This is a genomic window from Mesomycoplasma flocculare ATCC 27399, from assembly GCF_000815065.1.
Classification (GTDB): Bacteria; Bacillota_I; Bacilli_A; order Mycoplasmatales; family Metamycoplasmataceae; genus Mesomycoplasma; species Mesomycoplasma flocculare.
Genome location: NZ_CP007585.1, coordinates 639,130 through 653,943 on the forward strand (window position 1 = coordinate 639,130; position 14,814 = coordinate 653,943).

Below are 14,814 nucleotides of genomic sequence, written 5' to 3' on the forward strand. Positions count from 1 at the left end.
TTTTAAAAGAAAAAAGCGATTTTATTCGGCTTTTTCTTCTTCTTTTTTTATTTGACTAAAAATTTTCTCCATTTGATCAACCCGCTTAGCAACTGGATCCAGCTGAAAATGTAACTCAGGAACTTTAAAACCATCAAGAAGATTACCAAATTTTAACCTGATAAATTTTTGTGCTTTTAGTATTTGAGCCAAATTTTTTTCAGCTGCGAATTCAAATTCTAAGTAGACAAAAAGATGGGAATTGTCACCTGAAAGTCGTACTCAGTTAACAGAAACTGGCATTCTCTCGGAAAAATGTGACTCAATTACTTTTGAGATTAACTGGTGATAATAATTTTGTTTTTTTTCATGACTAACAGACATTTTTGCTCCTTTTTTAGTCTTCAATTTCAACTTCTAAGAATGCTTTTATTTCATCACCAATTTCGATATTATTAAATTTGTGAATATGTGTGCCAAATTCATTACCTGCTTGAACTTCTTTTACTGGGTTTTTGTCCCTTTGAAGTGATTCAATTTTTCCTGAATGAATCAGTTTTGAATTTCTTCATAATTCAATTTTGCAGTTTTCAACAAATTTTCCTGAAATAAGACTGCATCCGGCAATTGAACCGACTTTTGAAAACCAGAATTTGGCGATAATTTTTGCTGCTCCAATTTGCTGGAGCTCATATTTGATTTCACGCATACCCCGGACTTGTTTTTTTACCTCATCAATTATTTTGTAAATTATTGTATGTTCGCGGATTTCTACTTGGGCTTGTTTTGCTTGCGCTTTAATTGAGGCTGGAATTTGTAAATTAAAGGCATAAATTATTGAATTTGAGGTTTGGGCCAACAAAATATCAGCTTTATTAATAATTCCAACCCCGGAATGAAGAATGTGAATATGAACATATTTTGATGCGAGTTTTTCAATTGTTGAATGTAAGGCTTCGGCGATTCCGGCAACGTCTGTTTTTATTATTATATTTAAAGTTTTTTCTTTTATTTGTTGTCTTGTTTGAATTTTTGTTTTCGTTGTTTTTTCTGTTTGTTTTTTCTCCAGCGCTAGCTGTTTAGCAAATTTTTCTTCGTGAAAACCGAAAAATTTATCTCCAGCTTCAGGGACATAATTAAGACCAGTGACAATTACTGGCGTTCCAGGAGGGGCAGATTTTATTGGCTCGCCATTTGTATTCTCAAGTGAACGAATTCTTCCATATTGATAACCGGCAACAATAAAATCGCGAACCATTAAAGTACCATTTTGAACCATTAAAGTTGCAATTGCACCTTTATTATGGTGCAGTTTTGCCTCAATAACAGTACCAATTGGATAACGATTTTTATTAGCTTTTAATTCGAGCATTTCAGCTACAAGCAAAATTGAACGAAAAAGCGTATCAATTCCTTCCCCGGTAAGCGCTGATCCATAGACAAAAATGTTATTCCCGCCTCATTCTTCTGTGACAATATTAAGCGTTGAGAGTTCGTTTTTGATCCGATCAATATCTTTGTTTGGTTTATCCATTTTATTAACAAAAACAATTATCGGCACGTTTGCAGCAAGCGCGTGATTGATTGCTTCTTTTGTCTGTGGCATTACACCATCATCGGCAGCAACAACTAAGACGATAATATCGGTTACTTTTGCGCCTCGGGCGCGCATTTGCGTAAATGCTTCATGTCCTGGAGTGTCAATAAAATTAATAACGTGTTCTTCAAAAACAACCTGATAAGCTCCGGTATGTTGCGTAATCCCGCCCTTTTCGCTTTTGACAATATTTGTTTTACGAATATAATCAAGCAAAGTCGTTTTCCCATGATCAACATGGCCCATGACAGTGATAATTGGAGGGCGAGGGCTTAAATCGCTATCATCGTCTTGAATTGTGACTTCCTCCATAAAATTTGCAGCGTTAATTTGAACTTCTTTTTTAAAATCAAGGCCAAATTCAAGGCATATTTCTGCTATTTCTTCTTCTGAGAGACTATGATTTAAATTATACATTTTTGCCTGGTTAAAAAAATAAGTGATAATTTGATTAACTGAGATATTTATTTTTTGGGCCAATTCAGAAATTGTCATTATTCCAGTAAAAAGGAAAACGCCATTATGAACTTTAGTTTCAACATTTTTCAATTGCGCTTTAATTTCGCCTACATTTGAGATTCGCTTTTGGGTTTTTTTCATATTATTTCTACCTCGTTAGCTAGATTTTGGTAGGTATTAGCAGGGATTTTTGTTTTAAAAGCACGATTAAAAAGTCTTTTTTTAATTGCGTATTGAATTTTATCATAATCAGCAAAAATATATGCGCCTCTCCCACCAATTTTTTTATCAAAAAATTTATCAATAATTAATTTATCACTACTATATGTGAATCTAATTAAATCTTCAACTGGATAAATTTTTTGATCAACAATACACTTTCTTGTATATTTTTTCACTTATTTCCTTAAAAATCAAGATCATCAATGTCAATATCTTCAACTCCGGTATATTTGACAAGATCATCATCTAATTTGAAATTTTTTAATTGTTTTTCATTTTGAATATATAAATCATCGTTATTGTCAGCATCAGATTTTGTGGACTTAACTTGATTTGGTTTATTTTTATTTTTGATTTCTTGAATTAACAATTCTTGTTTTCGACTTTCATTTTCTTGATGTTTTTTGTCAATTAGCTCGTTTTCGCTTTTTGCTTCATTAAGGGCTGAGTCAAAAAGTGAATCAGCATCAAAAAATGATTTTTGGGTCATTTTTTTTAAGGAATCATAATTTTTTTCTAATTCTGATTCTGAACTATAACTAAAATAATCTAAATTTTGGTTATATTTATTTTGGTTTCTGTCGAAATTACGCAATTTATTAGTTTGTTTATTTAAAAAACTTGTTCTAGTCTGTGAAAATTCAGAATCTTTTTTTTCAGTTTTTTGCCCATTTTTTTGAATAAATTGTCTTTCAACACCGTAAGGTTTTTCAAGTTCGCGAATATCAGATTCAAATTGTTGCAGAATTGATTCAAAATTATCAGAATTATGGTTATATAAATTCCTTTGGTTTTGATACATGCGATTTTGTTGTCGTTGGATATATTCATTTTTAAGATTTATAAGTTCTTGGTGATCTTTAATATTTCCGTTTCATTCAATTTGGAAATTATCATTTTTTAAAACGGCAGAATAGGGTAAAATTTGAAGTTGTGTGCGAGTTAAATCAGCTGTTAGTTTAACATTTGAACCCCTTTTCCCGATTGCTAAACTGTGTTGAAAATCAGGAACAACTACCGTAAAACGCCGTAATTTATGACTTAATTTCAACTCTTTTACGCAAATAACTCTGGCAGGAGACATTGCATTTACAATAAATTGAACAATATTATCATCATATTTAACAATTTCAATTTTTTCTCCGTCGAGTTCTTGAGAAATTGCAAAAATTCTTGTTCCTGTTGCTCCGACAACTGAACCAATTTCAGAAATATCGTTTGCTTCAACATCATTTGTTTTTCGAATTGCAACCTTACATTTTTCTCCGGGAATCCGAGCAATTGAGGCTATTTCCAGAAATTTAGATTGTAATTCTGGAATCGCGTCAATTATTTTTTTCTTTACAAGCTGCACAGATCTTGAAGATACAACCACTTGTGATTGCTTAGTATTTTTAGAGACATTTTCAATTACAACTTCATGTTTAGTCCCAATTTTTAAATTCTGACCACTGGTATAATGGCTTGGCATAAAAGCAGAAGTTTTATCTTCGTCAATTTCGAAAATAAATCCCGCAGAAATTTTGTTAGTAACTGTCGCTCAAACTACTTGATTTTTAAGGGCTGAATATTTGTTATAAACATTGCTACGAACAATTTCAGAAATTTTTTGTTTGAAAGCGTGCATAATTGCCATAAAAAGTCACTGTTCGAAACTTTCAAGATTAATTTCAATTGTAAAAATATCACCAACTTGAACATCAGGATTGCTTTCCTTTGCAGTTGAAAGCGAAATAAAAGGAACGACTTCGTTAATTTTTTCTTCTTCTGTAAGGCCGTTAAAATAATCATCTTCAACAACAATTCCGTTTGAGTTAAAAACTTTAAAACTGGAATTTTCAAAATCAACATCAATTTGAATTTGCGCATCAGGATCAATTTTTTTTGTTATAACAAACTCAATTGCTTCTTGAAAGATTCAAATAACTTTTTCTAAGGGCAGCTCATTATTTTTGGCAACTTCTTTGATTGACTCTACTATCAACTTTGCGCTATCTTTTGGGCTAATTTTTAATTTTTCTTTTTTTTTCTGATCCATTTTTAAATTATTGTCCTTTTGAAAGTACCTCTAAAATAAAATTTTTTTCACTTATTTCTATTTTGTCAATAAATTTAGAAATTTCTATAGAAATTTTTTCAACTTCTTTTAAAGAACGGTAATCTGTAACAACTCTTAAATAATTCAAACCGTTTTCTTCAATAAAATTAATCTCTAAAATTAATCTAAACTTTCTTTTTAACTGTTCGATTAAGTTCAATTTTGCCCCTTTTTTTATTATTATCTGTTTTAAATTTATTAAATAAAAACCAAAAGGTCGTCAAAAAGACAACCTTTTATTTAAATACAAAAAATTACAAGGTTGAAATTATTATATCACTTTTATTTTATTTTTTTTAATAAAAACTTTAAATTAAGGTTTAATGCCTTAATTTTTTTTGTATTTTTTTTATAATGAAAATTTTTATGATAGAATATTTAAAATTTCATTAAATTAATAATTTATTAATTAAAGTAAAGATAAATTTTAATTTTCTATTTTTGTTTCCTAAATAACTATTTTTGCATTTTGAAATTTAAACATTTTCTGGGTGTGTAGTAAATATGCTTTTCAATTACGCCACTAATTCATTTCGAAAAAATTTTCGCGGCGAGTCTTATTGAGGCCAACTTGGCTTAGTTTTTAGGTCTAACAATTTTGAGTTTTACCTTTGGTCTCCTAATGCGACTCGTGTGCATTTTGCAATTTACAAAAATCCTGAAGACAAAATTCCAGTTGAAATTATAGTAATGTCAAAAATAAATGATATATGATTTTGTCAAATTGATGGATTATTTCATGGATATTTATATAATTTGCTAATCGAACACCACGATTTAAAAATAACAGAAGCGTTAGACCCTTATGCTTTTAGCATTGCGCCTTTTGATTGAACAAAAAATGAAAGCCCAAAAGCATTTTTGATTGATATTTTTTCTACAAAAGCTGGGAAAACACCATCAAAACTAGATTTATTAGACAAAAACCCAAAAATTGATGCTCAAATTTATGAATTGCATATTCGAGATTTTTCTTCAGTTTCTCAAAAAACAAAAAATAAAGGAACTTTTATTGGCGCAATAGACACTGATATTTTTGAACACCTTAATAGGTTAAATTTTAACTTTGTACAGCTATTACCAATCCATGCTTGCTATACTTTTAGCCAAAAAAGCGTGCCAATTATCCACAAAGGACAAGGGAAAGGTTATTTTACATCTTATAATTGAGGTTATGACCCACTGGGTTTTTTTTCGGTTAACTCAAGCTATTCAACAAATCCTAGCGATCCTTATCTTAAAATTTCAGAATTTAAAAAATTTGTAGACCAAGCTCATAAAAAAAAAATTGGTGTTATTCTTGACGTTGTTTTTAATCGCACTTTTAAAAATTCTATTCTCGATGATGTTGCTCGTGGTTATTTTTACCGCGATGAAACCGTTGTTTTTCCGGTGGACTTTCCCGCGATTGACTCGCAAAAACCAATGGCTTTCCGTTTGATTTTAGATTCGTTAATATTTTTTGCTGAATATTATAAAATTGATGGTTTTTGTTTTGATTTAGCCTCCTTTTTAGATAAAAAAGCACTTGAAGTTATTGCTATTGAGCTAAAAAAAGTTAATCCAAACATCCTTTTATATGGTGAAGTTCGAAATTTTAGCGATTTACCAAGTAGACATCGACTTGAAAAAGGCAAAAATGGAAATAATTTTAATTTTGGGTATTTCAATGACACAATCAAAAACGCAATTAGTGGTAGCGACAACCCACACGATAAGGGTTTAATTTTATCAAAAACCGGAAAAAAATTCGCTGCTTATGTTTCATCAATCCCAGGAAATATTGTTGATTTTGATTTTAAAAATTTTTTTTATTCCAAAAAACGCTACGACCTTTTTGCAAATGATATTAGTTTGAATCTTGCTTACTTAAGTTGTTATGCTAGCCCTAGTTTGACGGATAAAATTTTAAGTTCAGGAACAAGAATTGGAAAAAGAGAATTTCTCGAAATTTATCGACAAGCGCTTATGTTGACATCTTTTGTGCAAGGGAAAACTTTTTTTGCTGCGGGAACTGAGTTGGCGTTTTCTAAAATTTGCGATTTTTCAGGTATGACTTATCAAAGCTGTCATCCTAATTTAAACGCAAAAAGGCCACCCTTACCATTTTTGAACGGAAAATATCTTGATTTTAATTCTTATAAAACAACAGATTTTACAAACGGATTGAATTTTGAAATTCTTAAAAATAATGATATTAAAGAAAAAATCTTTGATTTTCTAGCCAAAATTAATGAATTTCGACAAACAACTCCGTTTTTCCGGTTGCCAACAAATCAAAAAATCAAAGATAGTCTAAAATTTGAAACTGTCGAAAACGATAAAGGTTTAATTATTTTTACAATTAACTATGATACTGAAATTGTGAAGGTAATTCATAATTTTTCTAATAATTCTTATGAATATGATTTCGGTAATTTTGATGTTCTTTTTAGTTCAAAAATTAAAATTATTTCCAACTTAATTCAGAAACATCAATCAATTTTGTTAATTAAAAAAGATTAATTTTATTAAAACTAATAACGATTTAAAAAAATAAACTGGTTTACCAGAAATCTTTTTGCATTTTTTGATCAGAAATAATGGTAAAAATGGTGGTATTTTTTTTAAAATTTACCAGAATGCCTAGCTATGTTAAAAATTTAGGAACTGCTGTTGCTTAAATTTAGATTTATTAATTATTTTCATTACTTTTTTCTTAACCATTAACGAAGGAATAATTAAAAGAACTGACAAAAACAATAAAAAAACTCGTAAAATTAATAGATTTTCAGAATAATTTAATGGATAAGTCAAAAGTAAAACCGTCAGAGAAAACAAAATTACCGGGTAATAAAAAATAAAAGAAAAACTGACAACCTTTAACTTAGTTCAAACAAGTGAGACACAAAAACAGACTACAAAATTTAAACTTGCAATAAGGAATAAAATTCAAAAAGAAACTAATGTTTTTTTGTAAAAATCTGGCGAAAAAAATGCATAAATAAGACTTATTGGCAGAATTATTGTAATTAATACAAATAAAAAATCGGGAATTTTTGTTATTTTTTTATACATTTTTTTCGTCATTTCTTAACAAATCAATAAAACTTGCTAACGATGTTTTATACAAAGCAGGCGAGGCAAATTTCCGATACGTAATTTCCTCTTTTTCAATTTCCGCATCACCAATTATAATTTGGTAGTTTATTTTTTGCAAATTTGCGTCCCGAATTTTGCGAGAAATTCGTTCAGAGCGCAAATCCACTTCTGAATAAAAGCCAAGATCAAAAATAATTTTATGCACTTTTTGAGCAAAATCATTATGTTTTTCACCTATAGGAATAACAATAACTTGTTTTGGCGATAATCAAAAAGGTAAATTTCCTTTAGTTTGTTCTAATAAAATGGCAACAAATCGTTCGTAGGTGCCAATTAGTCCCCGATGAATTAAAATTGGAGTTTCTTTTTTGTTATATTCGTTTATAAAATAAATTCCAAATTTTGTGGGCAAAAGAAAATCTAATTGCAAAGTGGAAATTGTGACTTCCTTATTTAGCGCAGTTTTTATTTGAAAATCAATTTTTGGACCATAAAAAGCAGCTTCACCGATTTTTTCAATATATTCAACTCTGTTCTTATCTAAAAATTGTTTCAAATCAGATTCGGCTTGATTTCACATTTTATCATCTTCAAAAAATTTTTCCTTATTTTCGGGATCTCTTTTTGAAAATGAAATATAAAAAATTTTAATATTAAAAAAATCAAGCACTTCCGTAATCATTTTAAAAAGATGCTGAATTTCAGTAAAAATTTGCCTTTTGCTAACAAAAATATGACCTTCTGTCAAATCCATCGCGCGCACTCGCTCAAGACCGGAAAGTGCTCCTGATTTTTCATAACGATACAACCTTGATTGTTCAGAAATTCTATAAGGCAAATTTTTATAACTAAAAAGATTTTGGGAAAACAAGATAATATGATGCGGACATGTCATTGGCCGGGGAATCAGCTCTTCGTTTTCAACATGCAAAACGGGAAATATATCTTCGCGATAATGTGATAAATGACCAGAAATTTCATATAATTGTTTATGGCCAAAATGGGGAGTCAGAACTTCTTTAAAACCATATTTGCGGTCAAATTGAAGAATTTTTTGACGTATTTTATTGTGAATCTTCATTCCATTTTCTAGTCAAACCGGAAAACCAGGGCCAAAATAGGGGCTAAAAGTAAAAAGTTTTAATTTATTTCCAATTTTGCGATGATCTCTTTCTTGTCTTTCTTGCAAAATTGTTAAAAATTTTTCTAGTTCTTCTTTTGATTTCCAGCTTGTTCCATAAATTCGGGTCAGTTGTTTGTTTTTAGAATCTCCTTTTCAATAAGCGCCAGACACTTTTAAAAGTTTAAAATTTTGAATTTTGCTTAAAAATTTAAGATGTTTTCCGGCACACAGATCCTCAAAAAGAATATTATTATTACCACTAACTATTGAATAATAGCTGATTTTTTCACCTTTTTTTTCAAGCTCATTTTTTAGTTTTTGTTTGTAAATTTGCTGTTTAAAATCTATATTTGTTCCATCTGTTTCAATGATTTTTAAATTTTTAGAGACTAATTTTTTCATTAATTTCTCAATTTTTGGAAAATCTGCATTGGAAATTGAACGCTGAAGGTCAAAATCATAATAAAAACCATCATCATAAACAGGACCAATTCCTAATTTTACATCAGGAAAAAGTGTTTTTATTGCAAGCGCTAAAAGATGGGAAGTTGAATGATTTAATTCATAGTCAATTTTTAAGTCCATAGATTATAACCCCATTTTTTCCTTAATTTTTTGGAGATTAGAACTAGCTATTTTTTTTGCTTTTTTTGCGCCTTTTTTTGCAAAAATCTCGACTAAAACAAGATTTTCTTTATACTTTTCTTGCAAATTTTCAAGAAAATTAGCTACAATTTTCCCGACAGTTTTTTTTAGAAATTGATAGGATTTATTTTCAAAAAACAATAGAGATTCTTCCTTATTTTTGCCAGTAAATCCCATAAAAATATTTAAAAGGTTGGAAACCCCTGGTTTTTCCTTGCTAAAATAAATCTTATTTTCTGAATCTGTTTGAGCTTTTTGGATTTTTTTATATGCTTCTTCAGGAGTATCGCTAAGAAAAATAGTTGAATTTTTGCTTTTAGATGATTTTGACATTTTATGTTCTGGATTAGTTAGCGACATTATTTTTTGTGATGAATCAGAAATTATTGCTCTAGGAATATTAAAATTTGTTTTGTAAATTTTGTTAAATCTTTGGGCTATTTTCCGCGTTAATTCAAGATGTTGCAGCTGATCAGCCCCAACCGTAACAAAATTAGGATTATACAAAAGAATATCAGCAGTCATTAAAATAGGGTAAGTCAAAAGGCCGGTTGGGACTTTTTCGGTGTTATTTTCTTGTTTTAAACGCGCTTTGTCTTTAAATTGTGTCATTCTTGAAAGCTCGCCAATTGTTGTCGCTGATTGCAAAAGTCAGTATAATTCAGAATGCTCGCTAATTTCTGATTGAAAAAATAAGACTGTTTTTTCGGGATCAAAACCACAGGCAAGATAAAAAGCAAAAATACTTTTGCGATTTTCAGCCAATTCTTGCGAATTAATTGGTAAAGTTAGTGCGTGAAGATCGGCCACAAAAATGAAATTTTCATACTCGTTTTGCAAAGAAATACTCGGTTTTATTGAGCCTAAAAAATTCCCAATTGTCAATTTACCTGTTGCAGTTATTCCGCTAACCAATCTTTTTTTCATAATGAAAAAATTTTAGCATAATTAATTAAAATAATTAAAAAGTTATAAAAATGGGTATAATTTAAAAAATAATTATGAAGCTAATTTCCAAAATCATTTATTTACTTTTGCAAATTTTTAGTTTTGGTTTTTTTGCCAAATATATTAAAAAAAAACATAATAAAATAAATTCTGATTTTATTTATGAAAAAAAATTTGACTTTAAAATCGAGGAATTAGTTAATTTGTTAGGTGGAAAAGTAAATATCGAAAAAAGTGATTTTACTATTTCTCGGCTAAGAATTAAATTGAAATCAACAGAGAATCTCGATTTTGAAAAAATCAAGAAATTAAAAGGAATTTCTGGAATTTTTGTAAGTTCAGATATGTTGAATTTAATAGTTGGCAATAAATCAAAAGCCATTTGAAAAGCTATAAATAATTTTGAATAAGTTTATAAAAGTTTAAAAACCCAAAGGAAATTACACTAAAAATGCAAAAATTTGGCAGCCAAACCCATGAAAATCAAAACTCAAACAACACAAACCAAAATTTAAGTTACGAACGTTTGCTTGCAAATCTTATCACAGTAGAAAGAACAGATTCTGCTCTTTTCACAAAAATTGATGGCGAAAATTATATCGACTTGTTTATATCCTTAAAGTCAAGCGATTTTAAAAAATTAATAACTTCGCCAATCTCATCAGTCTCACTAGCGGCTAGTGAATTTGATGATCTTGTTGAAAAAATTGAAGCAATTAACAACAAAGAAGAACTAGTTGAATTTCTAAAAAATTCAGATTATAAAGTTAACCCGCTTTCATTAAGATCATTAAATAGTGATTTTGAAGCGGGGAAAAAAGACATTTTAAACAAAATTTCATATAAAAAACAAACAAGTTTGGCAAAATGAAAACGGTTAATCAAAAAAGCTTATGATATTCTAAGAGATCGGAATATTTGACCTTTGCACATTGGATTTTTCTATATTTCGCTTACAATTGAAGATCGCAGTTTTTTTGGACCATTATTTGTTAAAGAATGTGAAGTCACAATTGTTAATTCAGTTCCAAGATTAAATGCTGATGGACATATAAAATTAAACAATAAATTGATTACTTTTTTAAAAAAGCTTGACATTGACTTTAATTTTGATTTTGATTTTTCGGAATTTTCAATTGAAGAATTAATAGAAAATGTAAAAAAATTTTATAATGATAAATTTAAAATTCCAAATATTGAAGGCAGAATCCCTAAGGATTTTACCGCAAATGAAGATAGTAGTGTAAATTTTCATCCTGGTGCAATTTTAGGATTTTTTAACATTGGCGGTTCGCACCAACGTCGTATCATGGAAAAAATGATAAAAACTGGCGAAATTCACAACCTGATTGAAGTGGATATTAACAAAAATGTTTATCGAAATAGTGTTGAGAAGTCAATTTTTTCACCTAAATTTACAGGATTTTTCAAAATTCAGCCAACTAATTTTACTCAAGATTATGCACATATTTCTGCAATTTTACAAAATACAATAATTTGAGGACCGCCAGGAACCGGAAAATCACAAACAATCGCAAATATTATTTCCAACATTATTGCACTAAATCGCACAGCGCTTGTTAGTTCGCAGAAAAAAATTGCGCTTGTTGTTCTAAGAAAAAGGCTAAAAATGATGTCATTTTTTTGCCTTTTTGTAATTAATGAAAAACTTGAAAATTATAAAGACTTTTATAAACCAATTGAAGAATATATTGAAATTATAGAAAATTTCAATATGGAATCTAAAATTGATGAAATTGAAGTTTTTTCTAATGATGATCGGAAATATCTTGAACTTTTGCAAAAAATTTTCCCAAAAACCGACATTTTTACTAACACATTAGAAGCCTATAAAATAATTGAAACTGCTAATAACTTTTTTGCGCTTAATGTCGCTGAAGCTCTTTTTAAACTAAATAAATCAATCAAAATTAATCCAAAACGTTCGCCAAGGTCAGAAACTAAACTAAAATTACACATTATCGAAACTCAACTTAAACGAAAATTAAAAGTTTACGAGAAAGTTATTCATGCCTTTTCAAAAGATTTGCAAAATGATGTTAATATAATCCTTACAAATCTTGGCAATTATGATGATAATTTAGAAAATATCTTTAATAAAATTTCAAAATTGGAAATTTCTAATTTTGAAAATCTTGAAAAATTTTTGAATTTCTGCTCAAAACCAAAAAATGAAGTTATTGATGATAAAGCATTATTTGTTTTCCATGCAAAAAAAATCTTTAAGATTCTAGATAAATTAAATAACAACACAGAATTTCAACAACTTTACACCCGCTTTCGGCTCAGTGTGAAACAAAAAAAGAAAATGTCACCTTATAAATTTTTATTAAAACATGCGGAAATAATTAAAGTTTTATTTCCTATAATCATTACAACACCTGACATTGAACTTGTGATGTTTGAAAAAAAATACTTTGACTACGTTGTAATCGACGAGGCCTCACAAATGTTTTTAGAAGAAGCCTTACCACTTTTATTTTACGGAAAAATAAAGATTTTAGTTGGCGATCATCAACAAATGCAGCCAATTCGCTGATTTGCTTCTAAATTAAACGAAGAATCAGAAGATGATGCCTTTGCAAACATCGAATCAATTCTTGAATATGCTTATTCTAAAGGTGTTTTTAACATTATGTTAGATAAAAACTACCGTTCTCATCATGCTTCACTGATGACTTTTAATTCGCGACATTTTTACGAATCGGAACTGAAGATTGCTAATAATTACAAATTTGAAGAAAATGATGTGATCGAAGTTCACAATGTTAACGGTCAATGAGATGGGCAACAAAACATTCTTGAGGCAAAGGCAGTTGTGGAAATTGCACAAAGAAATATTAACAAGTTTCCAACAATGATAATTCTTGCTTTTAATAAAAATCAACAAAATGCAATCGAAAAAATAATTTTTGAATCCTATCCAGAAATTGAAAAACTGATCTATACTGACAAAATTATTGTTAACAGTCTCGAAAATATTCAAGGAGATGAAGCGGATTTGGTAATAATTTCGGTAGCTTATGATCAAAGCGCTAAATTTGCTGCTACTTATATTGCAAGAAAAGGGGGGAAAAACGCCTTAAATGTCGCCACTTCACGTGCTCGGCAAAAAATGATAATTTGCAAATCGCTTAATGCCGATGAAATTCAAAATGCATCTAATTCTGAGGATTTAGAAATTTTTAAAGAGTGAATCAACTTTTTAGATTTAGATATTCAATCACAAATTCACTATTCACGTAAAAGAAAAAATGAACTCTCGCTTGCTGAATTAAATAATGTGAAAAAAACAAAATTTTTCACTGATTTTCAACAGGAATTTGTTGAAGAATTTTCCGTGGTTTTTCCCGATTTTGAAACAAAAACTAATTTTGTTGTGGGCAGCGAAGAAATAGACGTTGCTGTTTTTGAACAGGGCGAACTTTTATTTGCAATTTATCTTGATTCCTTAGAATATAAAGAGCCAAAAGAATATATTAAATATTTTGACGCTATTAAATTTATTGAGCAAAAGAACTACCCTGTATTTACACTAAATTTTGTCGAATGAAAACTTAATAGACAAAAGATTATCGCAAAAATCAAAGAAAAAGTGCTTAGTTTAAAAGAAAATGATCTTGTCTAAATCAGGTCTATACAATTTAAATGATTTAGTAGTGGGCTGCGATGAGGTCGGAGTTGGCGAATATTTTACAAATTTAACTGTATGTTGTACAGTTTTTCGCGAAAATGAAATCAAAAATGCGCTTTTAGACCAAATTGTTGATTCAAAACTTTTAACAGCAAAAAAAATTGCTGATCTTTTTAAAATTTTAGAAAAGAAAATAAAACACAGATTTATCAGTCTAGAAATGAAAGAATATAACCAACTTATTCAAAAAGGTCTAAATTCCCATGAGATTAAATCATTATTATATTTTAAAGTTCTAAATTCATTAATTTTAGACCTAAAAAATGAAAAAATAAATAAAATTTTTATTGATGGCTTTGTAAGCGCAAGGAAATTTGGCGAATATTTGGCAAAAATTTCCAAGATTTTCGAAATTGAGCCTTGAGATTTCCAAGAATTTCCGCTAATTTTAGAAAAAAAAGCCGATACAAAAATTAAACAAGTTGGCGCGGCTTCAATAATTGCAAAATATGCATTAAACCAAAAATTTGCTCAAAGGCAAACAAAGTGAAACACTTTTTTTCCAGCTGGATCAAATCAAATTGAAAAAATTATTGCTTTTTGTATTATTCAGATTAAAAAATATGGCAAAATTTTTCTAGAAGAAAATGTTAAACTTCATTTTAGCATTACAAAAAAAATATTAGCAAAATTAGAGGAGGAAAGCAAGAAAAATGGTTAGTTTATTTGCTGAAGACGCTGAAAACATATTGACAAATGTCGGTGTTGCTGGTGGAGTTGGTCTTGGAGGTTGAATAGGGATTACAATTGCGGTTGGAATTGTTCTTTTTGTTGTTGGCGGAATTATTGCGTTAGTTTTTTCTAAAAAAATGTTTGAAAAGCAGATTAAAGAAAACCCTCCAATAACTGAAAATATGATTCGTGCGATGTATATGCAAATGGGCCGAAAGCCATCTGAGGCGCAAATCAGAGCGGTAATGCGATCTGTTAAAAATGCAAAAAAATAG

Annotated in this window: 12 protein-coding genes; 5 read left to right on the top strand and 7 right to left on the bottom strand. The window is 29.1% G+C overall.

Features of this window, described 5'->3' with window-relative positions; all coding sequences use genetic code 4:
• Window positions 1-21 precede the first annotated feature (21 nt).
• The 5 genes from MYF_RS02635 to MYF_RS02655 are packed head-to-tail and all read right to left on the bottom strand — an operon-like array spanning window position 22 to window position 4,515.
• Window positions 22-363 (bottom strand): ribosome-binding factor A, encoded by a 342-nt coding sequence (locus MYF_RS02635; RefSeq protein WP_039387681.1) that lies wholly within the window; start codon window positions 361-363, stop codon window positions 22-24.
• 13 nt (window positions 364-376) lie between these two features.
• On the bottom strand, window positions 377-2,176 hold the full coding sequence (infB, locus tag MYF_RS02640) for a translation initiation factor IF-2 (protein ID WP_002557714.1): 1,800 nt from the start codon (window positions 2,174-2,176) through the stop codon (window positions 377-379).
• Window positions 2,143-2,433 carry a YlxR family protein gene (locus MYF_RS02645; protein ID WP_039387683.1) on the bottom strand — a complete coding sequence of 97 codons (291 nt, stop codon included), beginning with the start codon at window positions 2,431-2,433 and terminating at the stop codon, window positions 2,143-2,145. The genes infB and MYF_RS02645 overlap by 34 nt, the downstream gene beginning before the upstream one ends.
• Before the next feature lie 8 nt (window positions 2,434-2,441).
• Window positions 2,442-4,295: a transcription termination/antitermination protein NusA gene (gene nusA / locus MYF_RS02650; RefSeq protein WP_002557715.1), complete on the bottom strand. Its 1,854-nt coding sequence runs from the start codon at window positions 4,293-4,295 to the stop codon at window positions 2,442-2,444.
• Between the two features lie 7 nt (window positions 4,296-4,302).
• Window positions 4,303-4,515, bottom strand: coding sequence for an LSm family protein (locus tag MYF_RS02655; RefSeq protein ID WP_039387808.1), 213 nt, complete (start codon window positions 4,513-4,515; stop codon window positions 4,303-4,305).
• A 344-nt stretch (window positions 4,516-4,859) separates the two neighbouring features.
• Between MYF_RS02655 and MYF_RS02660 the strand changes: the two genes are divergently transcribed.
• A complete protein-coding gene (locus tag MYF_RS02660; RefSeq protein ID WP_002557717.1) occupies window positions 4,860-6,860 on the top strand; it encodes a pullulanase in 2,001 nt (666 codons plus the stop codon).
• Window positions 6,861-7,404: 544 nt separating this feature from the next.
• On the opposite strand, the gene thrS is transcribed toward MYF_RS02660, so the two are convergent.
• Window positions 7,405-9,144, bottom strand: coding sequence for a threonine--tRNA ligase (thrS, locus tag MYF_RS02670; RefSeq protein ID WP_002557719.1), 1,740 nt, complete (start codon window positions 9,142-9,144; stop codon window positions 7,405-7,407).
• A 3-nt stretch (window positions 9,145-9,147) separates the two neighbouring features.
• Complete coding sequence (gene trpS / locus MYF_RS02675) at window positions 9,148-10,131, bottom strand: tryptophan--tRNA ligase (RefSeq protein WP_039387687.1); 984 nt, start codon at window positions 10,129-10,131, stop codon at window positions 9,148-9,150.
• 74 nt (window positions 10,132-10,205) lie between these two features.
• Here trpS and MYF_RS02680 point away from each other — a divergent pair, with 74 nt between their 5' ends.
• From MYF_RS02680 to MYF_RS02695, 4 genes are read left to right on the top strand one after another with little or no spacing between them, the layout of a single operon-like run.
• A complete protein-coding gene (locus MYF_RS02680) occupies window positions 10,206-10,562 on the top strand; it encodes a PTS transporter subunit EIIB (RefSeq protein ID WP_002557721.1) in 357 nt (118 codons plus the stop codon).
• A gap of 41 nt (window positions 10,563-10,603) precedes the next feature.
• Window positions 10,604-13,801: a DEAD/DEAH box helicase gene (locus tag MYF_RS02685; RefSeq protein ID WP_039387689.1), complete on the top strand. Its 3,198-nt coding sequence runs from the start codon at window positions 10,604-10,606 to the stop codon at window positions 13,799-13,801.
• Window positions 13,788-14,528: a ribonuclease HIII gene (locus MYF_RS02690; protein WP_002557724.1), complete on the top strand. Its 741-nt coding sequence runs from the start codon at window positions 13,788-13,790 to the stop codon at window positions 14,526-14,528. The genes MYF_RS02685 and MYF_RS02690 overlap by 14 nt, the downstream gene beginning before the upstream one ends.
• Complete coding sequence (locus tag MYF_RS02695) at window positions 14,521-14,814, top strand: YneF family protein (protein WP_002557725.1); 294 nt, start codon at window positions 14,521-14,523, stop codon at window positions 14,812-14,814. Before MYF_RS02690 ends, MYF_RS02695 begins: the two co-directional genes overlap by 8 nt.